16 protein-coding genes are annotated in these 21,940 nt (G+C 68.8%); 5 read left to right on the plus strand and 11 right to left on the minus strand.

Annotated elements, in window-relative coordinates:
* Nucleotides 1-85: 85 nt before the first annotated feature.
* From ACIQRL_RS16600 to ACIQRL_RS16625, 6 genes are all read right to left on the minus strand, one after another.
* The gene (locus ACIQRL_RS16600; RefSeq protein ID WP_401331929.1) at nt 86-1,867 is read right to left on the minus strand and encodes a nickel-dependent hydrogenase large subunit; all 1,782 of its coding nucleotides are present in this window, start codon (nt 1,865-1,867) and stop codon (nt 86-88) included.
* 54 nt (nt 1,868-1,921) lie between these two features.
* A complete protein-coding gene (locus ACIQRL_RS16605; RefSeq protein WP_401331930.1) occupies nt 1,922-3,004 on the minus strand; it encodes a hydrogenase expression protein HypE in 1,083 nt (360 codons plus the stop codon).
* 372 nt (nt 3,005-3,376) lie between these two features.
* Nucleotides 3,377-4,090, minus strand: a complete 714-nt coding sequence (locus ACIQRL_RS16610; protein ID WP_401331931.1) for a hypothetical protein — start codon at nt 4,088-4,090, stop codon at nt 3,377-3,379.
* Nucleotides 4,091-4,385: 295 nt separating this feature from the next.
* On the minus strand, nt 4,386-8,393 hold the full coding sequence (fxsT, locus tag ACIQRL_RS16615; RefSeq protein WP_401331932.1) for an FxSxx-COOH system tetratricopeptide repeat protein: 4,008 nt from the start codon (nt 8,391-8,393) through the stop codon (nt 4,386-4,388).
* 16 nt (nt 8,394-8,409) lie between these two features.
* On the minus strand, nt 8,410-9,720 hold the full coding sequence (fsxC, locus tag ACIQRL_RS16620) for an FxsC protein (RefSeq protein ID WP_401331933.1): 1,311 nt from the start codon (nt 9,718-9,720) through the stop codon (nt 8,410-8,412).
* A gap of 251 nt (nt 9,721-9,971) precedes the next feature.
* Nucleotides 9,972-11,123, minus strand: coding sequence for an FxsB family cyclophane-forming radical SAM/SPASM peptide maturase (locus tag ACIQRL_RS16625; RefSeq protein ID WP_401332400.1), 1,152 nt, complete (start codon nt 11,121-11,123; stop codon nt 9,972-9,974).
* A gap of 309 nt (nt 11,124-11,432) precedes the next feature.
* Here ACIQRL_RS16625 and ACIQRL_RS16630 point away from each other — a divergent pair, with 309 nt between their 5' ends.
* Nucleotides 11,433-12,506, plus strand: a complete 1,074-nt coding sequence (locus tag ACIQRL_RS16630) for a toll/interleukin-1 receptor domain-containing protein (RefSeq protein WP_401331934.1) — start codon at nt 11,433-11,435, stop codon at nt 12,504-12,506.
* A 43-nt stretch (nt 12,507-12,549) separates the two neighbouring features.
* On the opposite strand, the gene ACIQRL_RS16635 is transcribed toward ACIQRL_RS16630, so the two are convergent.
* On the minus strand, nt 12,550-12,999 hold the full coding sequence (locus ACIQRL_RS16635) for a hypothetical protein (RefSeq protein ID WP_401331935.1): 450 nt from the start codon (nt 12,997-12,999) through the stop codon (nt 12,550-12,552).
* A 635-nt stretch (nt 13,000-13,634) separates the two neighbouring features.
* Between ACIQRL_RS16635 and ACIQRL_RS16640 the strand changes: the two genes are divergently transcribed.
* A complete protein-coding gene (locus ACIQRL_RS16640) occupies nt 13,635-14,585 on the plus strand; it encodes a DMT family transporter (RefSeq protein WP_401331936.1) in 951 nt (316 codons plus the stop codon).
* A 41-nt stretch (nt 14,586-14,626) separates the two neighbouring features.
* Here the strand turns inward: ACIQRL_RS16640 and ACIQRL_RS16645 are convergent, their stop codons facing one another.
* The 4 genes from ACIQRL_RS16645 to ACIQRL_RS16660 form a co-directional block, all read right to left on the minus strand.
* Nucleotides 14,627-16,432 carry a B12-binding domain-containing radical SAM protein gene (locus tag ACIQRL_RS16645; protein ID WP_401331937.1) on the minus strand — a complete coding sequence of 602 codons (1,806 nt, stop codon included), beginning with the start codon at nt 16,430-16,432 and terminating at the stop codon, nt 14,627-14,629.
* 344 nt (nt 16,433-16,776) lie between these two features.
* A complete protein-coding gene (locus tag ACIQRL_RS16650) occupies nt 16,777-16,980 on the minus strand; it encodes a hypothetical protein (protein ID WP_401331938.1) in 204 nt (67 codons plus the stop codon).
* A 307-nt stretch (nt 16,981-17,287) separates the two neighbouring features.
* On the minus strand, nt 17,288-18,148 hold the full coding sequence (locus ACIQRL_RS16655) for a hypothetical protein (protein ID WP_401331939.1): 861 nt from the start codon (nt 18,146-18,148) through the stop codon (nt 17,288-17,290).
* On the minus strand, nt 18,067-18,615 hold the full coding sequence (locus tag ACIQRL_RS16660; protein ID WP_401331940.1) for an ATP-binding protein: 549 nt from the start codon (nt 18,613-18,615) through the stop codon (nt 18,067-18,069). The genes ACIQRL_RS16655 and ACIQRL_RS16660 overlap by 82 nt, the downstream gene beginning before the upstream one ends.
* Nucleotides 18,616-19,692: 1,077 nt before the next feature.
* Here ACIQRL_RS16660 and ACIQRL_RS16665 point away from each other — a divergent pair.
* The 3 genes from ACIQRL_RS16665 to ACIQRL_RS16675 are packed head-to-tail and all read left to right on the plus strand — an operon-like array spanning nt 19,693 to nt 21,844.
* Complete coding sequence (locus ACIQRL_RS16665; RefSeq protein ID WP_401331941.1) at nt 19,693-20,220, plus strand: TauD/TfdA dioxygenase family protein; 528 nt, start codon at nt 19,693-19,695, stop codon at nt 20,218-20,220.
* Nucleotides 20,217-21,107 carry an ABC transporter permease gene (locus ACIQRL_RS16670; protein ID WP_401331942.1) on the plus strand — a complete coding sequence of 297 codons (891 nt, stop codon included), beginning with the start codon at nt 20,217-20,219 and terminating at the stop codon, nt 21,105-21,107. The genes ACIQRL_RS16665 and ACIQRL_RS16670 overlap by 4 nt, the downstream gene beginning before the upstream one ends.
* Nucleotides 21,104-21,844 (plus strand): ABC transporter ATP-binding protein, encoded by a 741-nt coding sequence (locus ACIQRL_RS16675; RefSeq protein WP_401331943.1) that lies wholly within the window; start codon nt 21,104-21,106, stop codon nt 21,842-21,844. The genes ACIQRL_RS16670 and ACIQRL_RS16675 overlap by 4 nt, the downstream gene beginning before the upstream one ends.
* Nucleotides 21,845-21,940: the final 96 nt, after the last annotated feature.

Raw genomic sequence — 21,940 nt, forward strand, 5'->3', positions numbered from 1 at the left:
CTCTCTGCTGAGAAAGGTCAGATCCTGCGGGAGGTCAGATCCTGGGGAAGGTCCAGATCCTGGGAAGGTCAGAACCTGGGGAGGGTCAGACCGCCAGTCCGCTGAGCCCGGTCGGCATGTGCGTCTGCTGGACGGTCTTCCCACCGCCGACGTACATGTGCACGCCGCACGGCAGACACGGATCGAAGCTGCGGACGGCCCGCATGATGTCGATGCCCTTGAAGGTGTCGGGCGGGTTCTCCTCGAAGATGGGCGTGTTCTGCACCGCGTCCTCGTACGGGCCCGGTGTGCCGTAGCTGTCCCGCACACTGCCGTTCCACGGGGTCGGCGGGTACGGGTGGTAGTTGGCGATCTTGCCGTCCCTGATCACCATGTGGTGCGAGAGCACACCCCGGACCGCCTCGGTGAAGCCGCAGCCGATCGACTCGTCCGGCACGTCGAACTTCTCCCAGGTCTGGGTGCGTCCGGCGCGTACCTCCTCCATCGCCTGCTCGGTGAAGTAGAGAGCGGCCGCGGCGGCGTACGCCTGGAAGTAGGTGCGGGCCCGGTTGCGTTCGAGGGCGTTGCTCCACTGCGGGATCTTCCACTCCAGCGCCATCTCCGGCTTGGTCATCGTGCGCGGCAGGTTGATCTGCACGCTGTGCCCGGTGGCCTTGATGTAGCCGATGTCGACGAGTCCGGACAGCGCCGTGGACCACAGCCGGGCGATCGGGCCGCCGCCGGTGTCCAGGGCCAGATGGTCGGTGCCGTCGAACCAGCGCGGTGACATCACCCAGCTGTACTTGTCGTCGAAGTCCCGCTTCTGCGGGGCCGGGATGGTGTGCTGGTTCCACGGGTGCCGTTCGTCGACGGGGTTGCCGAGCGGGTCCCGTTCGACGAACTTCTCCATGCCCGACCAGTCCTCGTAGTACGAACTGCCGAGCAGGATGCGGATGCCGAGGTTGATGTCGACGAGGCTGTTGGTGACCAGCTTGCCGTCCACGACGACACCCGGGGTGACGAACATCCGCCGGCCCCAGTTCTCCATGTTGGCGTACTGGAAGTCGCAGTACTCCGGGTCGTTCAGCGCGCCCCAGCACCCCAGCAGCACCCGGCGCCTGCCCACTTCCTCGTACCCGGGCAGCGCCTCGTAGAAGAAGTCGAAGAGGTCGTCGTGGAGCGGGACGACCCGCTTCATGAACTCCACGTAGCGGGTGAGCCGCGTCAGGTAGTCGGTGAAGAGCTGGATGGTCGCGACCGTGCCGACGCCGCCCGGATAGAGCGTGGAGGGGTGCACATGGCGGCCCTCCATCAGACAGAACATCTCCCGTGTGTAGCGGCTCACTTGGAGAGCCTCACGGTAGAACTCGCCCTCCAGCGGGTTGAGCGAGCGCATGATGTCGGCGATGGTGCGGTAGCCGTGGTCGGCCGCGTGCGGGGCCTCGGTGCGCTCGGCGAGTTCGAGCACGCCGGGGTTGGTCTCGCGGACCATCCGCTCGCAGTAGTCCACGCCGACCAGGTTCTCCTGGAAGATGTTGTGGTCGAACATGTACTCCGCGGCCTCGCCGAGGTTGATGATCCACTCGCCGAGGTGCGGGGGTGCCACGCCGTACGCCATGTTCTGGGCGTAGACCGAGCAGGTCGCGTGGTTGTCGCCGCAGATGCCGCAGATCCGGCTGGTGATGAAGTGCGCGTCACGCGGGTCCTTGCCGCGCATGAACACGCTGTACCCGCGGAAGACGGACGAGGTGCTGTAGCACTCCGCGACCCGCTTCGCCTTGAAGTCGATCTTGGTGTGGATGCCGAGACTGCCCACGATGCGGGTGATCGGGTCCCACGACATCTCCGTGAGGCCGTCACCGGCCGGCTTGTTCGTCGCCGTCGCCATGGTGCCACGCCACCTTCCTGTCGAGTGTCCTGCTCAGCGGGTGGGTAACCGTGGTCACCACGGGGCCTTGTAGCCGGTCGTGAGCTCCTCGCCCTTGCCGCGCCACTTCGGTTCCTTGTCGACGGTCTTCGCGGTGATGTTCCGCAGTCGTCGTATGACGGATCCGTAGATACCGCTCGCCGTCGCGGACACATGCCCGCCGGGCGGCTCGTCCATGAACGGCATGAACTTGTCGGGGAAGCCCGGCATGGTGCAGGCGATGCAGATGCCGCCGACGTTCGGGCAGCCGCCCACTCCGTTGATCCAGCCGCGCTTGGGCACGTTGCACTTGACCACCGGACCCCAGCATCCGAGCTTGACCAGACACTCCGGTGATCCGTACTCGCTCGCGAACTGCCCCTGCTCGTAGTAGCCCGCACGGTCGCAGCCCTCGTGCACCGTGGCACCGAACAGCCAGGTCGGCCGCAGCTCCTCGTCCAGCGGGATCATGGGCGCCGCGCCCGCAGCCTGGTACAGCAGGTAGAGCAGGGTCTCGGAGGCGTTGTCCGGGTGCACGGGGCAGCCCGGGATGCAGACGATCGGAATGCCCGCCTTGGACTTCCACTCCCAGCCCAGATAGTCCGGCACTCCCATCGCGCCGGTCGGGTTCCCGGCCATCGCGTGGATACCGCCGTACGTCGCACAGGTGCCGATGGCGACCACGGCGAGTGCCTTGGGGGTGAGCCGGTCGAGCCACTCACTGGTGGTGATCGGCTGACCCGTCTCCGGGTCGTCCCCGAAGCCGCACCAGTAGCCCTCCGGCTTGACCCGCTCGTTCGGTATGGATCCCTCGACGACCAGCACGAAGGGCTCCAGCTCGCCCCGGTCGGCCTTGAAGAACCATTCGACGAAATTGTCCGCGCCCTGCACGGGCCCGCACTCGAAGTCGATCAGGGGCCAGTGGACCGCCACCTTGGGCAGTCCCGGCAGGGCGCCGAGCGCCAGCTCCTCGATGCTGGGCTGGGTGGCGGCGGTCAGCGAGACCGAGTCCCCGTCGCAGCTCAGCCCCGCGTTGATCCAGAGAATGTGGACGGTCGGGTCCTCCTGTGCGTCGTCCTGCGCGACGGGGTCGGCCGTCGTGGCGGTCGGGGCGTTCATGAGCCCTCCAGGGAATCAGCTCATTCAGGTCATAGCTGGCCAAAACAGCCTTTCCCATGGTTACCGCCCAGGAGCGCCGCCGGTAAGTGCGAACGGGCCCTATCGCCCCCACGCACCTTCGCCACCGCCCCGGCAGTGCCCGTCGGGCGACGCCCACCCCCACGCCCCCCGCCCGGCAGCCCTGCTGCGTACCGGCGAGACCCATGACGCCCGGCGCGAACACCCCGCACCCGCCGACCGGACCGGCGTGAACGTACTCGATTTCGACCCGCCCGGCTCATCGCCCGGAAGGCCCCATGCCTGCCACCACCGACAAAGCCCAGTGCGACGGGAAGGGAGGGACCGCGAAGAGGACGAACGCGGCGGACGCCGTCATTCGCTCGCCAGCTCCCTGCTGAGCCGCTCGATGTGCCGGTCCGCCTCCGCGAGGTGCGACTGGTCCAGTGACACGCCCAGGAGATAGCAGTGTTCAGGCAGCTGCTGGAAGTACACGGCCCCGCGCTCGATGTTCAGGACGATCTGGCGCATCTCCCCTTCGAGCAGGGCGTTGAGAGACGTGTTCATCCGGCCCGTGACTCCCGGCAGCAGCTGGCCCAGCAGGGAGTACCTGTCCCGGCGTTGCTCAGCGGTGGAGGAGCCGAGGAAGCTCTGCACGGCAGAGTGGGCGAAGAGGTCGACCCTGCAGGTCGGCGCTCCACCGGTGTAGTAGGCCAGATAATGCAGCCCGTGGACACCGAGAGCCTCGCACAGCAGGTCCCTGGTGGCGGTGGGGACGTCGTCCGCACCCGCGGTTTGGTCGACCGTGTACGCGGTGCCTTCGGTGGCCTTCCCGGAAGTGTTCGGCCGGTCCGTGTCCGGCACCTCGTGCACGGGCGACGGCGTCCGGTCGGCGGACGGCGGTTCGGGCCGGGTGTACCTGCTCGGAAAGGAGCGCTGGGCACCCAGGTGGTGACTCAGGGCCGGCCGCAGATCGACGATCCCTTCGGCCAGGCGGGGAATCAGTTCGCCCAGCAGGTCCGCGCGCGTGACGCAGCACAGATGGCTTTCCGCCGCGACGGAATGATAGAGGAGCGCTCCAGTGGGCACATGGACCACCGTGCGTATGGGCGAACCGGTCCGAAGCTCGGCGAAATCCGAAGCCAGTTCCTCAAGTATGTAGAAGAGCTGACGGCCAGAGCGTTCAAGCCGGCGCGATGCCGCCTCGGTCGGGGACTCATCCTGCGGTTCCGGTATCTCGGCGCTGAACATCCTCGCCCGGTCCCGATGGTAGAAGGCGAGATGCGTCAGACCGCACGACTCCCGTATCTGCCTGAGCTGCGTGTCGAATTCGCTCATCCTCTGCCGCCCCCCGTCCGGATTGCGCTGCGATGCCGTGGAAGGATCAGACACCCTGCACCTCCAGATCGGCACCGACCCGCTGGTAGGGCTCGGCCAGCAGAGCCCTGGCGAGCCCGTGGTCCCTCGGCAGGTGTTCGGCGACCTTGCGCTTGAGGATCGGCGCCAGTTCGCCGTCGACCGGCAGAGGGGAGGAGCACAGGTTCGCCAGGGCGGTCAGCGTGACCGGGTGGTTCCGACCCCACGCGGACTCCTCCTTGCAGCTGTCGTAGATGTCCTGGTCCTCGGCGGTCACCTCGGCGTCGGGCAGCTCACCGAGCGCCGCCAGGCAGTTGTTCTGGTTCATCCGCGCGACCAGGGTGTACCGGTGCTTGCGGTGGAACGCGGCCTTCAACTGGACGACCGCCTTGACCGCATGTTCCTTGGCCTCGTCCGGTTCTCCGCCGACGAGCAGGTAAAGGGCGAGGTTGTTGCGGCAGATGGCGGTGAAGGGGTGGTCCTCGTCGTACACGTCGACGTAATGGCCCAGGACGTCCCGGGCGTACGCTATGGCGTCGGCGGTTCTGTCCTGGGCGTGCAGACCGATGGCCAGCGACAGCCTGCAGGCCATCGTCCGGGGGTGTTTCTCCCCCCACTGGTCGCGGTAGGCGACGTACGCGTCCTTGAGCAGCGGCAGACCGTGCTGCACGTCTCCTTGGCGCACCATGGTCATGCTCAGGCTGGCGACCGCGCCCAACACGTGCTGGGCGCCGGGGTCCAGGAGTCGGTGCAGCTGATCGCGGGCCCTGGTCAGATACAGCTCGGACTGGGCCAGTTCACCCAACTCCCGGTGGTAGGTGCCGAGGTGGGCGTACGACACCCACCGCTTGGGGTCGGAGGCCCTGTCGGGCGCGCCCTCACGCCGTTCGTGGGCGTCCCGTTCCTGGCGGATGGCGGCCGGGACCGACTCGACGTAGAACTTGGACAGGGCGAGGTTGTGGGAGGCCGCCAGCGTTCCGTTGGCGTCTTCACCGATGGCTGCCCGCAACCTCGAGAAGGTCTTCTGGTCCTCCTCGAACGCCTCCTTGAACTGGCCCGCGGCGCGTAGGTCCGCGGCGTAACCGCGGCGCGCCAGCAGGATGTCAGCCGCGGTGTGGTTCTCCCTGACCAGATGGGTGACGGCGTGACGGGTGAGTGCGAGCGCCGTACGGTGGTCGCCGAGGAGCCGACAGGCCGCGCCCAGTTGTGACTCCATGCGCAGCACCATGAGGTGCTCGGGGCCCAGAGTCTCCCGCCAGCGCTCCAGGACGTGTTCGCCGAGTTCGCGGGCGCCCCTCAGGTCGTTCGACATCCAGCGGTGGTACACCTGGCTCACCAGCCAGGCGTGGACCTTCGGCTCGGTGCTGTCCACAGCACCGGAGACGATGACATGCCGGTCGAGCTCCGCGAAGGTGTCATGGTGCTTCGGCAGGTGTCGTTCCAGGTCGCTGGGGACCATCGAGGCGAGGACCTGCTGTGCTTCGGAGCGGGTGGAGATCCGCTTCTCCTCCGGCATCCAGCCACGTACCAGGTCCTGGACGACTCGGTGGATGCGCAGTGTCCGGGAGGACAAGTCCTGGACCGCGAGCGCCTTTTCGCGGAGGAGGTTGAGATGGTGGAACAGAGTGAAGGCGGAGCCGCTGAGATCGGGGTCGAGCGGCTTCAGCAGTTCCACCATGTCCTTCGACCGGACGACGTCCATACCCACGCCGTTCGGTGACAGGAAGGCGCACAGTTCCAGGAGTCGGGCGGCGGCCGGGGACCTGTCCCGCAAGTCGTCGTAGGCGATCCGGCAGACCTGGATGAAAGCCTGATAGTCGGGTGGTAGCGACTTCGAGGGAGCGGTCAGGACACTGTCGAGCGCATCGATGTACAGGTCGATGTCCTCGGGGCAGGTCCGCAGCGCCGCCGCGGCCGCTTGCTCCGCGATCGGCAGGTGCCCCAGCCGTTCGGCGAGCCGCTGCAGCTGTCCGTTGGCGAGTCCGGGCAGCCGCTGGCCGAGCAGAGCCAAGCTCTCCTCGGGAGTGAAGGCCATGACGTCGTGCGTCGTGTACTCCGAGGTCCAGTCCATGGTGTTCGAGGTGATCAGGACATGGCCCGTGCCGCCGGTCGGGATGTACTCCTCGACTGCCTGCTGGTTCGCTGCGCCTTCGAAGACGAGCAGCCACCGGCGCAATCGGGGATGCCGGCCCACCCGCAGATCCTCGAGCAGCGCGCGCCAGTCCCCACCCGTGGGTGAGCCGTCGCCGCTCACGTCGAGAGCCTGAGCCAGCTCGGCGAGGGAGTCCTGGATGCTCGCCGCGGACGTGGCCGGTACCCGCCACACGAGGTCGTACTGTGAGGCGAACTGGTGGGCGTACTCCAGGGCGATCTGCCGCTTGCCGGTGCCGATCAGCCCGCAGAGCACCTGGGGCGAGGAGTAGCTCGCGCCGGAGCAGTCGAAGCCTTGGCGCAGCGCGTCGAGGTGCTCGGTCCGCCCGACGAACCCGGCGTTGCTCCTGGGCATGTTCCAGACCGCGGGCTGGAGGCCGGGGAAGCGCGGCCCGGACCAGGAGGATTCCGGTTCGGTGCCGGCGAGCAGCCCGAAGTGGCCGAGCAGTTCCTGGCGGGCCGCATCCTCGTTCTGGCCGTCCAGCGTGACGGTGTCCTGGGGGGCGAACTCGAAGTGCGGCGCGAGCCGCGCCGGGCTGACCCGGACGCCGATGACCCGCTGGTCCCCGGGCCCCCGGCCCACGTGTGCGCCGGTGGCCAGGCGCGCCACGGTATCGCCGACCTGCGTCCCCGCCAGGTGCGGGGAGAGCAGGCCGAGGACGTAGGTGGTGTCGGGCAGTGTGTCGTCGGGCCGCTCCGCGGGCGGGACGATCTGCATCCGGGTCGGCCGCAGCAACTCGCCGATCCAGTCGGCCCACAGCTGGTCGTTGGGTGCGTGCAGCAGGGTGACCGTGCCGGGCTCAGCGTCCAACTCGGCCTGGGAACGCTCGTGTTGTTCCAGGAGTCGGCGGTAGGAGCGGGACTCGGTGCGCGACGGCGGCTGGAGGTCGCCTATCTCACCGTCGGTGATGCGGTCGACGAGACGCACGTACGCCTCGACGATGCTGCCGCTGACCCGCGGGTCCTCGCGCATCACCGCGAGCTCCTCGCCGTACGTGTAGTACGGCACGTACGGCACTCTCATCTGACCCCAGTAGGCGGCGAGCTCGTCCTCGTTCCCGATGCCGACATACGTGTCGAGGGTCTGTCGCGCTTCGCGGAAGCGCTGGTCCAGTCTGTCCCGTTCGTTCTGGTCGACCCGCATCTGGACGAAGTGCAGCTTGGTGTCCCGGCCCTGACGGCGGATCAGCTCGGCGATCCTGCGCGCACCTTGGATGGCCTGGGGGTTCATGGTGAGGGCGATGACGACCTCATCGGGCAGAGCGAGCGTGCAGATCCTGGCGCCGTCGGAGAAGCCGGTGCGGCTGTCGATCAGGATGTAGTCGTAGTCGCTGTCCCGCAGACGCGTGCGGAGCGCCTCCAGGAAGTCCTTGCCGTCGTCGCTGGTGTGGAACGCGCTCCAGTTGAAGGCGGCCAGCCGGTCGGCGTAGCCCTCGTCCATCCGCCCCGGACCCATGTAGTGGAGCCGGCCGCCGTTGGGGAACCGATGGTCCAGATCGACCTGATAGCGCTCGAAGTCGGTGTGCTGCGGGTGCAGTGATCTCAGATCGTCCTGGATCTCGTCCGGTGTGGCGGCGGTGGCCGCGCCGGCGAAGGCGGAGAACATCTCCAGTACGCCGTTGGACTGGCCGAGGTCGGAGAACGGGAGGAACGCGCCGTAATAGAGATGCAGGTCAGGCGCCTCCAGGTCCCAGTCGATGACCAACACCGACTTGCCCTTGCTGGCGATGATCCAGGCGGCGTTCGCCAGGGCCATGGTGCGGCCGGCCCCACCCTTGAACGAGTAGAAGGTGACGATCTTCGCGGGACGCGACGAGCCCGGGGCATCCTCCGATCCTCTCGGGTCGGACGAACCCGGTTTCCCTGTAGAACCTGTGGTACTCATCCCCCGCCTCGTGCCCTCAGCTCGGGCCCAGCGACTCGCCGGGCGTTGTGCTCAGTATTGGGGGCCAGGAGTTCGCTGCGCGTCTGAGCCAGCCGACCCGCTCCCGCTGTCTGCGGCTGCGCCGGTCGTCCGGGCTCTCGATCGTCAGCTCACCTGTTCTGGCCCAGGTTCCTCCGGTGTCGTCCTGGGTGCGCGTGCGGGAATCGGCCATGACGGCCACCACGATGTGCGCGAGCGCGTCCCGGCTGCCTGCCTCGTGATGGGCCGCGCCGAGCATCCGTGCCGGTGTCCGGGACACGGCCTCCCGTAACCGCCCGGCGTGGACCATGCTCTCCTCGTCGCATCGGGCGAGCACGACGACGACGGCGGCCACCCGGGCCCGAGAGCGCGCGATCCGCTCCCACAGCGCGCGGAACGCCGGATCGCCTGTCAGCCAGGGGTCGACCACGAGAAGGACCGTCGTGGATGCGTCGATCCCGTGGGGAAGCGGGTCCCCCGGCCGGGGCGCCGTCACCGCCAACCTTCCGCCCCCGCAGGCCCGCAGCGCCCACCCGACGGTGGATGCCACGGTCTCCTCGCTGTGCGGGCGAAAGGGACGCCACTCCTCGGCGGACTGTCCGTAGCCGTCGACCCGCTCGCGAAGATTCCGCATCCGGTCCGCCGTGCCGGTCATCAGTAAGAGCGTGACGTTCCGGTCGGCACGGTCGGAAGCCGGCACCTGTCCCGCTGACCGCGGTGGTTTCGGGGCAGGCGGCCGCGTGCGAACCGCCGCGTGGTCCGGGCCGAAGCGCGCGACCACGTCGTGTCCTTCCGCCTCCGACATGACCGGTGGCGGCGATGCGGCGGCCCGCATCAGACGCGCGGCGACACGACGGACGATCCCTTGGTAGCGGTCCCGTCCGTCCGGGTCCTGCTGGAGGCCCAGCACGCCGGGTCCTTGGTACTCCTCGTCGACGATATGTCGTACAGCGCTGACGGGACGGGGCAGTACCAGTCCGTCCGGACGCCACACGACGCCGACCAGCGAGTCGGGGCGCTCGCCGGTACGCCGCATACGGCGCTCCACGCGTTCGGCGAAGACGGACCACTCGGTGGCGCACTGCGAATCGTCCACGTACTGCGCGGAGTAGAGGACCAGGAGGGCTCGGCAGTCCAGAACCGCGGGGTCAGGCCCCGCGGCAGGCTCGGGATGCTTCAGGCGGCCCTCGGCGGAAGCCGTGCGGCCCAGCACACTGTAGATCTCGTTCTGGACGTCGATGTGGAACCGCTGGACCGGTCCTCTGTCACCGGTCGAACTTGCGTAGCTGATGAAGAACAACGGCCCCATCGCATCCCCCCAAGGGCCTGCCTCCTGCTGCAACCACGGCTTGAACTCCGCCCATAGACCCACTTCGACGTGAAGTGCACAGGCAGGATTCCGTTGTGCGTTCCCCCACGCCAATTACCCCTATGCTAGGAGGCTTTGCCCTTCCGGCGCCCCCGAAAACCCGACATTGGCCGTTCTCTCACCTGAAAGAGTGCGCGCTGCACGACATGTGCGCTGGTAGCCGCCGCTTTCCGGTCGTCCTCTCCGGTAAATCACGGTCGGTGATCCGTCCAAACCTCGACGTGCCGGATGAGGGACGAGATGTCCCCGCAATAGACGGAGGGGTTGTCGAAGCCCCGCCCGCGCCCGAAGCGGTGAGCGCGCAGTCCACCGCCGCAGACATGCACCAGAGGGCACTCCTGGCACTCGCGGCACAGTGACCCCACGCCGTACTCCGGCGCACAGCCGAGTCCCAGCACGCCGTCGAAGGTGTGGCTGAATATCGTGCCGCCTGTGGCGCCCGCCCCCTCCGCGACCGCGTTGAGCGACTCCGTCCAGGTGAGCGTTCCGTCCGTCTCGATCGCCACGGCCGCCGCCGGCAGGGTGCCCAGCACCTCGCTGCTGCTTCCGTCGTCGTAGCGGCACAGGGAATCGACCGACTCGAAGAGCCGGATGCGCATCGGCCGTCCGGTCTCCCGCCACCGGTCGTGGACGGCGCGCAGCCAGCTTCCGTACTGCGTCGCACCGTCGCCCGTTCCGGGCGGGGGGTGGTCCCAAGTCCCGTGTGGAAGAAGGAAGTCGGCGGCGGGTGGCCGATGCGCGGCAAGGGCGTCGAAGGTGCGCACCGGATCGTTCGCCGGGTCGATGGTGCACAACAGGCCACCGAACAGCGGCCGGTAGCGCGCGCCCCCGAGCAGGCCGAGCGCGGCGCTCACCCTCGCGTGGCTGCCCCGGTCCGAACGGGTGCCCGGCCCGTGCCGGTGCCGGTCGTGCGCCTCGGCGTAGCCGTCCAGACTCACTCCCACCCGCACGTCCAGTCCCAGGAGCAGGTCCAGGAGTTCCTCGGTGAGCAGCACCCCGTTGGTCTGGACGGCGAAGTCCGCCTCGGCTCCCGCCTCGCGCACGGCCCGGCGGACGGCCGTGGTGAACTCGGTGATCACACGGGCGCCGGCGAGTAGCGGTTCCCCGCCGTGCAGAAGGACGCGGACTCGCTCCGGACGGTGGCCCCATACATGTTCCGCGATGCGTGACACGAGGCGCTCCCGGACCCGGGCGGGCATGATCCGGGGGCGGGTCCGCCATCCCGAGTCGCGCAACTCGTATACGTAGCAATAGTCGCAGGAGAGGTTGCACCGGCTGCTCAGCTTGACGATGAACTGGTCGAACGCCCGCAGCGTCGCCCTGCCGTCCTCGCTGACCGAGATATGGGGCTCCGGCCAATGATTGGGGGGTGGTGTGGAATCGTCCCAAGTGGGCCCCTGACGCCTGTTCCGGGCGGCCCTCGATGACGTACTGTCAAATCTCGGTGAGGCTGCCTGCATCCGACCCCCGTTCGTCGCCCAGGGGGTCGGCTCGGCACCACGCCGAAGGCACGGACGGCGTGGCGATGCGAATGTCCCCCGTGCAGCTTACGAGGAGCAGCCGGTGTTCCATGAGCGGTCAACTGGCCAACGTCAGGACTTCGTTGGCGTGACTCCGACCGCTGCGGGGCGCGGGGTACAGAGGAGTTACGCATGGCCGACGACTTCGTCACGAGTTACGCAGCCGAAGAGAACCCGACCTATGCGGCACGATTCCATCAAGACCTCGTAGCCGCCGTGGCGCGGCAAAAGGGACGCGCGATCGAGGCGGCCATGTGCTGCGGCGGGCAGGGTGTCGCCAACCACCCGCTGATCGCCCAGGCTCAGGTCCTTGTCGCCCTGTGCTCGACGGCCTACTACGCCGACCCCGGCTGCGGCGGCGACTGGGCGGTCTTCGACCACCGGCTGAGCCTGGTGCCGGTCCAGTTCCGCCCGGCTGTCCCGCCGGCCCGCGTCCTGGTGCGCTGGCAGCCGGTCACCCCGCCCAGGGGAATCCCGCTCGCCCCGATCATGAGCGGCGAGGTCACCGACAGCTACGCCTGCAAGGGCGTCTACGGCATTCTCCGGGAGGAGGGCTTCAGCTCCGCGGCCTATCGCGACGCCCTCGGGGAGATCGCCGGCACTGTCTGCGCCGGACAGGCCGGCAGCCCGCCCGTCCTGGCGGTCGGCGAACTGCCGCGTCTGGTGCTCCCGTTCCCGCGCGGCGGCCACGGCCCGCGGGCCAAGGTGCCGGCCCCGCGGGCGCAGCAGGAGGTTCCGCACAGACCGCGCGTGTTCCTCTCGTACGCCCATGAGGAAGACGGCGGCGTCCATCAGAAGAGGGTCAACTCCTTGTACCAGCGGCTGCACGCCGAGGAGATCGACGCGGACATGGACACGGCAGCGCACGAAAGAGCGCCCCAGCACTGGGCGAGATGGATGCGCAAGCACTACACCGAGGCGGACTTCGTCGTCGTTGTCGCCTCACCGGGCTACAAGCGCCGTGCGGAGCATGAGGAGGTCCGCGGCGAGGGGGACGGGGTGGGATTCGAGGCGGACTACATCCTTGAGGAGCGAACGAGGGACCGCCGCTGGTACCGGCGCATCCTGCTGGTGTCCTTCCCCGAGCACGGAAGGGAGTGCGTGCCCGACTTCCTGACCGGTGTGACGCTCTACACCCTGGATCCCGAGACCGGTGAGGGAGACCTGGGGCAACTGGTCCGCTACATCAAGAACGAGGTCTCCTGAGGGCGGCCGACTCCCGGCCGACGCAAACTCCCCGCGAACGAGGTCACAGGCTGACGGCGGCCAGCGCGGCGTCGGCGACCAGAAGGGCGCCGTAGAAAAGCTGAAGTGTCGTGGAGAACGTCGCGCCCGACCAGCTGATTCGCCCCAGGTAGGGCCCCACATCCATCGAGAGCGCCTCCACCTGGCTCTCGGGGCGCCGCACGTCGTCGTACAGATACCGGAAGAGACGCTCCTGGCGCAGGAACATTCCGTCCAGGGACCAGAAGCACGCCAGCGGCACCAGCCCACTCACGGCCACCTGCCAGCTCTGCTGGCTGGAGGCGACGGCGAAGACCCCGGCCGCCAGGGTCAGCGCCCACCCCTTGACGAGAAACGACTGGTTCGACAGCCGGGTGATGACGGCCTGGAGGAACTCCAGATGCTTGAGCCGGTCGCCGCCCAGGGATTCCGGACCGTGCGCGGTGCCCGAACTCGCTTCGCCCAGCGTGGTCATCAGCCCCCCCCGGTGATGTGGTGGCCCTCATCTTAGGGAGCGCGACGCAGGGATCACCAGTGCCGCCGCACGAGGTGGCGGTGTCCTCGCGACTCCGGTACGGCCGGCATCGCCGCCGGGTGTGGCGAGGCGTCGCGGGCGTGGCCGCCGGTGTGGTCCTCGTCGGTGGCGGCCCCGCCGTGGCGAACGCCTCGACGGTCCGGCGTGACGAAGCCGACGGCCAAGCACCCCGTCGACAAGAACGCCAAGGCCGCCGCGGCCGTCGCTGCTTGGCCCGAGGGTGCCCCGAGGCGGGTGCACTTGGAGCCTGCGCAGTGGCACATGGCGTTGCTTCGATTGCGGAGCGCGGGTGCTTTGCCGGTTGCCTGGAGCCCGAACAAGCCTCCAGGCAACCGACTTGAGGTTCTAGAAGAAGCCCAGCTTCTTCGGCGAGTAGCCAGCAGCCTCGCGGCACTTGGCCGGTCCGACGCGGTGACCGAGGCCGGGCGAACGGGATGCCGGCGACACGGAAGCCGCCTGCCTCCGCGTCCCAGCGGCTGTCCGGAAAGCACGGGTGCCTTCGGCGTACGTCATTACGATGCCCCGGTAGTCATGGGCTCACGCGCCGTTACCGGACGCCGCGGACTGGAGGACGGATGGACGCACGGGACGCACGGGACGCTCGAGCCGACGCCATCGCGTCGGGGAACGAGCATGGCGAAGCGGTGCACCCGGCGCGACAGCTGAGGGCCACCGGGATCGGTGCGGTGGCCGTACTGCTGTGGGCGTCGCTGGCGTTGTTCACCACGCTGACCGGGCGGATACCGCCCTTCCAGCTCACCGCGATGGCGTTCACGGTCGGCGGGATCGTCGGGCTGCCCCGGGCCGTCCGCGGCGGGGGGCTCGCCCGCGGGCTGCCCGGCGGCGCCTGGGCGCTCGGCATCGGCGGTCTGTTCGGCTACCACTTCTTCTACTTCCTGGCCCTGCGCAACGCCCCCGCGGTCGACGCCGGCCTCATCGCCTACCTGTGGCCGCTGCTGATCGTCGTGTGCTCCGCGCTTCTGCCCGGCGAGCGGCTGCGCTGGTGGCACACGGCGGGTGCGGTGCTCGGGCTCGGCGGTACCTTCCTGCTGGTCACCGGCGGTCAGGGTGTGCATCTGCGCAGTGAGTACCTGCTCGGGTACGCGGCAGCCGCCGTCTGCGCGCTGGTGTGGTCGGCGTACTCGGTCGCCAACCGCCGGTATCCGCACGTCTCCACGGACATGGTCGCCTTCTTCTGCCTGGCCACCGCGGCGCTCGCGGCCGCCTGTCACCTGCTGTTCGAAACCACGGTCCGACCCGACGGCCGGCAGTGGCTCGCCGTGCTCGCCCTGGGGCTCGGCCCGGTCGGCGGCGCCTTCTACGTCTGGGACCACGGCACCAAGCACGGCGACCTCCGGCTCCTGGGCACCTTCTCGTACTTCGCTCCGCTCCTGTCCACCGCGCTGCTGGTCGCGACCGGGCGGGCTGACGCGAGCTGGCCCGTCGCCGCCGCGGGCGCGCTGATCGCCGGCGGCGCCATGCTGGCCTCGGCGGACGCCCTGCGCTCAGCGCGCCGTCCGGGCTGAGCCGGGTTCAGGCCCCGACGAAGGGGCTGAGCCCGGCCGGATCAGGCATCCACCGGCCAGGTCCCCCGGCGGACCATTTCGATCACCTTCTCAGCGCCGTTGGCGCGCACCAGCAGCTCCAGTCGCATGCACTCGATGTCCTCGGCGCTCCACTTGCCGGTGGCCATGGTCGCCTTCTCGTGCGACCAGCCGTTGTCGTAGTGGCGTACGACGTAGTCCTTCTGGAAGTCCCACATCTTCGTACCCGGCAGGGGGGTGACGATGAAGGGGTTGGCGTACGCCATGCCGTGGCCCATGAGTGCGACCGCGTAGTCGATGGTCTTCTCGATCTGTTCCAGCGACTCGATGTACGGCTCGTCCCCGGACCGCTCGGGCGGGTTGACGAAGCCGAGCATGAAACCGCCGGTGACCTGGATGCCGTACTCGGTGAACATCTCCACGATCTCACCGGTTGCCTTCTGGAAGGCGTTGAGCCGGGGTTTGCCCGACTCGACCAGACTGTCCTCGTTGGCGCTCTCCACCGCGAGGTAGACGCTGTAGCAGCCACCGTCGGCCATGGCCTTGATCAGGTCTCGGCAGGTGAGCCCGGACCGCATCGCCGCGAGGACGTTGCGGAAGTTGGGGTTGCGCCGATCGGTTTCGTCCATGCCGTCTGCGAACTCGGTGCCCAGGTGCAGCAGGACGAGGTTGAACAGGCTCAGACCGCCTTCCTCGACCCACGGCAGGTCGTGCTTGCGTAAGAGTTTGAAGATCCGCATCGCGTACAGCGGGTCGTGCAGCAGGTGGTCGTCCTCGATGAGGACCTCGGTCACGCCCTGCTTGCGTATCTCGGCGAGGTGCAGATCGAACCAGTCGGTCCCGAGTGCCCGCCACGGGCCGTTCACCATCGGGATGTAGCAGAAGTCGCAGCCGACGTTGCAGCCGATGGTCGAGAAGATCTGTGCCCAGGAGCCGTGGTCGCGCACCCGCTTGCCCGAGGAGTGGTAGCTCTGCTCGTACTGGCGCATGTCCAGCATCCCGAAGTCGGGCAGCGGCATCATGCCGAGCCGCTGGTCCAGCCCCTGCCGTTTGGGCAGGATCCGCATGTACGGCGACATGGCGGTCGTCCGGACCAGGGCCCCGTCGGCGCGCCGGTAGGCGATGCCGGGTACGGCGTCGATGTCACCGTCCTCCTCGGTCAGCGCCTGCAGGAGAGCGGTGAAGGTCTGGTCCGCCTCGTTGATGACCACGTGATCGAAGGGAGAGTCCGGCACGGCGTACTGCCAGTCACCGCTGGGGTGGGCGCCGCCGGTGATGGTCACGATCGCCGGGTCGATGTCCTTGACCAGGTCGGCGAGGGCGCGCGCATTGCCCCACTGGACGGTGTAGATGCACTGGACGCCGACGACATCCGGATCGAACTCCTCGATGACGGCGCGCAGTTGTGAGTCGTCGAGGCCGTAGCGGACCAGGGTGCTGCCGCTCCCGAGGTCGATGAGCCGGCGTTCCTGCTCCCAGCCGGCGAAGGGCGAGTCGACGATGCGGACGTCGAAGCCGGAGAGGCGGGCGTTCGCCGCGATGCGCAACAGGCCGATCGGGGTGCCCGCCCGCTTCATGACCTCGAAAGTGTCCAGGCCGAGCGCCCGGAAGCTGCTCCTCTGCGGGGACGGCTCCACGACCCGGGTGTACGAGGGCACGAGGAGCAGTACACGGGGCGCCTCCCCGAGGGCCCGCCGCCGGGTGCCGGACTGCGACGTCCGCAGGGAGGGCCTGCCCAGGTGCCGCAGCGGTGGGCGCTGTGGAGCACTGGAGAACTTCGCGGAGGGGTTTTCTATGAGCACGGGTGAACGGGAACCGGTTCGCGTCACGAGGCGCTCCATCTGTCCGATTCGAACGGAGAATTCATTCAAATCGTCACCTCTTCACGCTGTCAGCGAAGCGCTTCATGGGAAAATGGCGTGAATCGGTACATGTGATTCGCCTTGGGTGACAGAACTGGTGTGACGGCCGTGCTGGTGGCGTCGTAAACCTGTGCGTCGTCCCGAAAGATCGCAGGAGAGCGACTCCGGCAATCACGGTGCGGAGTCACTGCGCACCATGGGCTCGGATTCGTGCCGACGTGCTCGGTTCGACCGGAGCGGGGGCGCCCCTGGCACAAGGACGAGCCTCGTGCCAGGGGCGCGGTCGGACAAGTCAGGGTCTGCCGTGAGGGTCAGCGTACGGCGTAGGCCCTGATCAGGGTCTGTTCGATCCGGCTGCCGCCGGCGTCCCACGCCTTGACGCGCAGCGATACGTAGCCCGATTCCGGGCTGTGTACGAGGCCCATGACGGAGTAGCGGCCCTGCGGCACCGTGACGGTCGTGGTCCCGTTGTCGGGGTAGGCCGTGCTGAGAACACCCGTGTCCAGGTTGAACACCGAGAGTTCGCCGCTCGCCGGCTCGCCGGCTCACCGTGCCGGTCGATCGTGTCGACGGTGGGTACGTCCTTCGTCGCGCCGAGGGTGGTGTGGACAGTGGTGCCGTCGGTCGCGGTGGCGGTGATGACGCCGGTGTAGTCGCCCATGGCGCCGAGTTCGGGGTGGTAGGCCACCGGCACGTCGGCGGTGGAGTTCGCCGGGACCGTCACGCCGGTGGCGCTGAGCGTGAACGTGCCGTCCACTGGGGGCGCGTTCTCTCCGACGGTGAACAGGCGGAGCGACAGCGTGGTGTCCGCCGCGGAGGTGTTCACGCGTTGGTGAGCAGATCGTGCACCAGGACGACCGCCGTCGCGTCGTCACCCGAGGCGAGGGCAAGGTCGGCGGACCGTTCCGCGTACCGGCACCATGCCGTCGTGTCGCCGGCCTCCCGGAAATGGCGCGCGAGTTGGGCGACCGGGCACGGGGTGGCGCTTTCGAGGACGTGCGCAGCACACAGGTGCATCGCCCGCCGCTGCGGCCCGGGAATCGCCTCGTACACCGCGCGGCACGCCAGCATGTGCCGGAACGAGACCAGCCCGCGCGGGTCTTCTCTCAGCAGCCCCGAACCCACCGCCTCGGCCAGGCCTGCGAGCCTGCTGGCCGGATCGCCCTCCGGAGCCATGACTTCGACGACGGCGCCCTCGGGGGCAGGGTCGGTGAGTACGGCGGCCGCGCGCAACGCCGCTTGCGCCGCCGGGCCGAGCCGTGCGTTGCGTTCCAGTACGACGTCCCGCACCGTCGGCGGTACGTCGATCTCACTCAGCCGCTGCCGCACCCAGGAGCCACCCCGCCGGGTCGGGCCGGCGCCGTTCCACATCAGCCGGACGGACTCCTCGACCGCGAGCGGAAGACCGCCGGTCCGGTCGTGCAGGATGGTCGCGCACTCGTCGGAAACCCGTTCCCCGTCCAGCATCGAGGTCATCATCGCGGCAGTACCGGGGACATCCAACGGCTCCAGCGACAGCCGCAGTCGCGCCGCACCCGCCGGTTGCCGCGACGACAACCGTAACAACAGGGATTCCGGCGCGACCTCCTCCGGGCGGTAGCTCACCAGCAGACTGACGTGCTGGCGCTGACGTGATGCCAGGAACAGCAGAAACTCCAGGGTGGCCTCATCCGCCCAGTGCACCTCCTCAACCGCGAGCAGCCCGATCTCGAGCCGCTCGAGGACCTCCTCGATGCCCGGAACAGTCGGTGTCGTGCCGCAGCTGCGTCTTCGGCCGGGTCGAGTGCGGGCGGCAACGCCGATGCCCACTCGGGGAACAGCGGCCGGAGCGCCCCCGCCAGCCCGTTCAGGCCGAGCCCGGCGATGTCCTCGGTCGCCGGTCGGATCGCGTCCACCACCTGCCCGAGCGTGAAGGACTGTCGAACAGCCGGACATGCCGCCAGCAGCACCCGCTGCGGGGCCGGGGCGTGCCCCGCGAGTAACTCCTGGACGAGTCGGCTCTTACCGATCCCGGCCTCGCCCTCGATCAGCACGACCACCGGCGGGTCGGACAACGCCGCTCGCAAGGCGGCGAGTTCACGCTCGCGTCCGACCAGGCCGGGTGCTGCGATCGCAGGCAGGCCGCGTGTGTCGGAGTCGCTGGCAGACATTCGCCCCACCGTGGGAGACAGACGATGGCGTGCCCGAACCGCCGTCCTCCGCGAACAATATGATCAGAGATCACAAGGCGGTGTGGCGGAGGGGTAGACCACGTTCACAGGCGTGGCGCAAAAAGACGATCGCTGCGGAGTGAACCGTTCCGGGTTCGACAGAGACTCCGGACCGAGCCTTTTCCGACTCGGGTCGAGACATGGTGAAGGACGACGACGGCCTTCACCATGGCGGTTGTACCCCCGCCCGCCAACTGGATCGGGCCGGTCGCCGCTCAGTCCGTGGGTGAGGCGACGCGCGGCTGTCGGTGATGGGACGCGGGGCCGTCGGTGGTGGCCCGGTAGGTGAGCGGCCGCTCCGTCGTCCTCGGGGACCGGCAGGTCCGCGGGAAGCCGGGTCAGGTGGTGGAATCCTCCAGGGCGGAGAAGGTCCAGGCTTCCGCCATGTGAGACCTGTCCGAAACTCATTGACCGACGGCATGCTCGTCTGCTCAACTCACGTTCCATGACCCCGCGCGTGGATTTGACCCGGAGGCGCCACATCGACCTGGCGCACGTCTCCAGCGCGTTCTGTTGTCGTTGATCCCCAAGGCGTGTCGCTGATCCACGAAGCGGTCCACGGCAGCGGCCGGTGTGCGCCCGACGGCGTAACTCCGGCAGGTGCTGGGCGCGGCCGCCTCGGCGGTTTCTCCCGCGGGACCGCGGTACCCACCGCATGACTGCCTTCCTCTCTCCGCCCTCTCCGCGCTCCTGTTCTCTCCCTGGGAGAAGCAGGTGCGGCACGACGCGAGGCCGGCGAGGGGATGTGCCCTCGGCTACGGGCCGAGGGCGCGTCGTGCAAGTGGCGTAACCCCAGCGGGATTTCCGCAGGACAGCCCGGGCAGTGAGCGCCAACCGGTGTGGTGGCACGACCTTCACCACACAGTCCGACCTTCGTCCGGTACCTCCTGCGTAGTCGGCGAGGCCCTCGTATCGCGAGCGGACCGAGTACGGGCTTCGTAGCCGTTCATCGCCGCCATCACCCACTCCGACTCTCAGCATCCGGCCGTCCGCTGACTCCTCGAGAGGGACACCCTCATGCCTGTTTCCATCCACAAACTCAGGGGCCGCATCGGCGCGGTCGTAGAGGGCGTCGACCTCACGGCGCCCCCCGATCGCTCGTCGATCACGACACTCCGACAGGCCCTCGACGAGCACAAGGCCATCGTGTTCGACCAGGTGCACCTTGACGACGCCGGCCAGGAGCGCATCGCCGGGTGGTTCGGCGAACTCACCACCGCGCACCCGAACGTCCCGGCCGCCGAGGGCACCACGAACCTGCTCGCAGTCGACAGCGAGACGTCCAAGGCCAACGAGTGGCACACGGACGTCACCTTCGTGGTCAACCCGCCGCAGCTCACCACGCTCCGGTCCAGCGTGACCACGCCGTACGGCGGCCGGACGCCCATCGCGAACGGGGTGGACAACTACGGCGACCACCCGCGCCGCCTCAACCGGGTGACGGTCGCGGGAGACGTGCCGGTCGGTGTCGAAGGCCGGCGCAGCGAGCAACTCGTCGGTGACGCCTCGCACTACGGCAAGGTGCTGGAGGTGGCTGCCCGATGACCGAGGTCAGCCTCGACAGGCCGGCCGTCGTCCTGTCGGCGGCCGAGACGGCGAGTGCCCCGCGACGCGAGGTCTTCCTGCCGCGCGACGCCCGTCGGCAGACCTCGCTCCGCGCACTGCGCGAGCGGCTGCGCTGGCCGTTGGGGATCTACACCACTCCGGTCGTGATCCTCATCGCCTGGGAGATCCTCGCCAGGGCGGGAGTACTGAAGAAGGCCTACGCCCCGGCACCGACGTCCATCGTCAGGTCCGCTGTCGACCTGTGGCAACAGGGCGTCCTCGGGCCGGACTTGGCCATCTCGCTGCAACGGGCCGGCATCGGTCTCGTGATCGGTCTGACCGTGGGCGTCGTCACCGGCGTGCTCGGTGGGCTGCTGCGCAGCGGCGAGTATCTGTTCAACGGCCTCGTGCAGGTGCTGAACACCATCCCGCTGCTGGCGGTGCTGCCGCTGATGATCGTGTGGTTCGGGATCGACGAGCTCACGAAGGTACTGCTGATCTCGTTCGGTGCGGGCGTCCCCATGTATCTCAACCTGTTCGCCGCGATCCGGGGTGTCGACCAGCGGCTGATCGAGATGGCGCGGACGACGGGTGCCGGCACCTGGCGCCTGGTGACCCGTGTGCTGGTGCCCGGAGCCCTGCCGGGGTTCCTGGTCGGCCTCCGGTTCTCTCTCGCGTACAGCGTTCTGGGCCTCGTCGCCGCCGAGACGGTCAACGCCGACAAGGGTCTCGGCTTCCTCATAACGCAAGGGCAGACCTACCTCCAGACCAACCAGGTCTTCGTCGGGCTGGTCATCTACTCGCTCCTCGGTCTGCTCGCCGACCAGTTCGTCCGGGCTCTCGAGCGGGTGCTGCTGCGGTGGCGTCCCAGTTATGAGGCAGCATGAGCACCACGGTCTCTCCGCGCGGCACACAGCCCCGGCGGCAGGCGGGCGCCGTCGTCGAGAACGTCGTCCGCCGGTTCGGGGACCGGGTCGTCCTCGACCGACTGGACCTCACCATCGCCGACGAGGAGCTCGTGGTCCTGCTGGGCCCTTCCGGCTGCGGCAAGAGCACCCTCCTCAGGCTGCTGGCCGGACTGGACCGGCCGGACGGCGGGCGGGTGGAGGTCCCGGCGAAGCGGGCGATCGTGTTCCAGGCCGACCGTCTGCTGCCGTGGCAGCGGGTGCTGCGCAACGTCACCCTCGGCCTGCACGGACCGGACGCCGACCGGCGGGCCCTCGACGTGCTCGCCGAGGTCGGGCTCTCGGGCCGTGAGAAGGCCTGGCCCAAGGAGCTCTCCGGTGGCGAGGCCCAGCGGGTGTCACTGGCGCGGGCGCTGGTCTCGGAGCCCGAACTCGTTCTGCTCGACGAACCGTTCGCGGCGCTCGACGCGATCACGCGGCTGCGTATGCACGACCTCGTGCGGGCGCTGCGGAGCAGACACCATGCGGCGATGCTGCTCGTGACCCACGACGTCGACGAGGCGATCGCGCTGGCCGACCGTGTCGTCGTCATGAGTGACGGACGCATCGGCACCTCGCACCGTGTCGAGCTGTCGGCCGCGGACCGCGAGGCGAGCATCGCGCGAGAGGAACTGCGCTCCGCGCTCCTGGACGACCTCGGCCTGGCCAACCAGCGCTGAACTCTCCCGCCACACCACTGATTTGCCGCGCCGCACCACTGATTTCGCCCGACGCACCACTGACTTCCCTCTTCACGCCCCCGACTTCTCCCAGCA

This window comes from Streptomyces sp. NPDC091209, from assembly GCF_044757755.1.
Taxonomy (GTDB): domain Bacteria; phylum Actinomycetota; class Actinomycetes; order Streptomycetales; family Streptomycetaceae; genus Streptomyces.

What these genes read in the sequence shown, in the direction of transcription:
- ACIQRL_RS16600 (WP_401331929.1), bottom strand. Translation starts at nt 1,867, where the DNA reads ATGGCGACGGCGACGAACAAGCCGGCCGGTGACGGCCTCACGGAGATG.
- ACIQRL_RS16605 (WP_401331930.1), bottom strand. Translation starts at nt 3,004, where the DNA reads ATGAACGCCCCGACCGCCACGACGGCCGACCCCGTCGCGCAGGACGAC.
- fxsT (WP_401331932.1), bottom strand. Translation starts at nt 8,393, where the DNA reads ATGAGTACCACAGGTTCTACAGGGAAACCGGGTTCGTCCGACCCGAGA.
- fsxC (WP_401331933.1), bottom strand. Translation starts at nt 9,720, where the DNA reads ATGGGGCCGTTGTTCTTCATCAGCTACGCAAGTTCGACCGGTGACAGA.
- ACIQRL_RS16630 (WP_401331934.1), top strand. Translation starts at nt 11,433, where the DNA reads ATGGCCGACGACTTCGTCACGAGTTACGCAGCCGAAGAGAACCCGACC.
- ACIQRL_RS16635 (WP_401331935.1), bottom strand. Translation starts at nt 12,999, where the DNA reads ATGACCACGCTGGGCGAAGCGAGTTCGGGCACCGCGCACGGTCCGGAA.
- ACIQRL_RS16640 (WP_401331936.1), top strand. Translation starts at nt 13,635, where the DNA reads ATGGACGCACGGGACGCACGGGACGCTCGAGCCGACGCCATCGCGTCG.
- ACIQRL_RS16660 (WP_401331940.1), bottom strand. Translation starts at nt 18,615, where the DNA reads ATGTCTGCCAGCGACTCCGACACACGCGGCCTGCCTGCGATCGCAGCA.
- ACIQRL_RS16665 (WP_401331941.1), top strand. Translation starts at nt 19,693, where the DNA reads ATGCCTGTTTCCATCCACAAACTCAGGGGCCGCATCGGCGCGGTCGTA.
- ACIQRL_RS16670 (WP_401331942.1), top strand. Translation starts at nt 20,217, where the DNA reads ATGACCGAGGTCAGCCTCGACAGGCCGGCCGTCGTCCTGTCGGCGGCC.
- ACIQRL_RS16675 (WP_401331943.1), top strand. Translation starts at nt 21,104, where the DNA reads ATGAGCACCACGGTCTCTCCGCGCGGCACACAGCCCCGGCGGCAGGCG.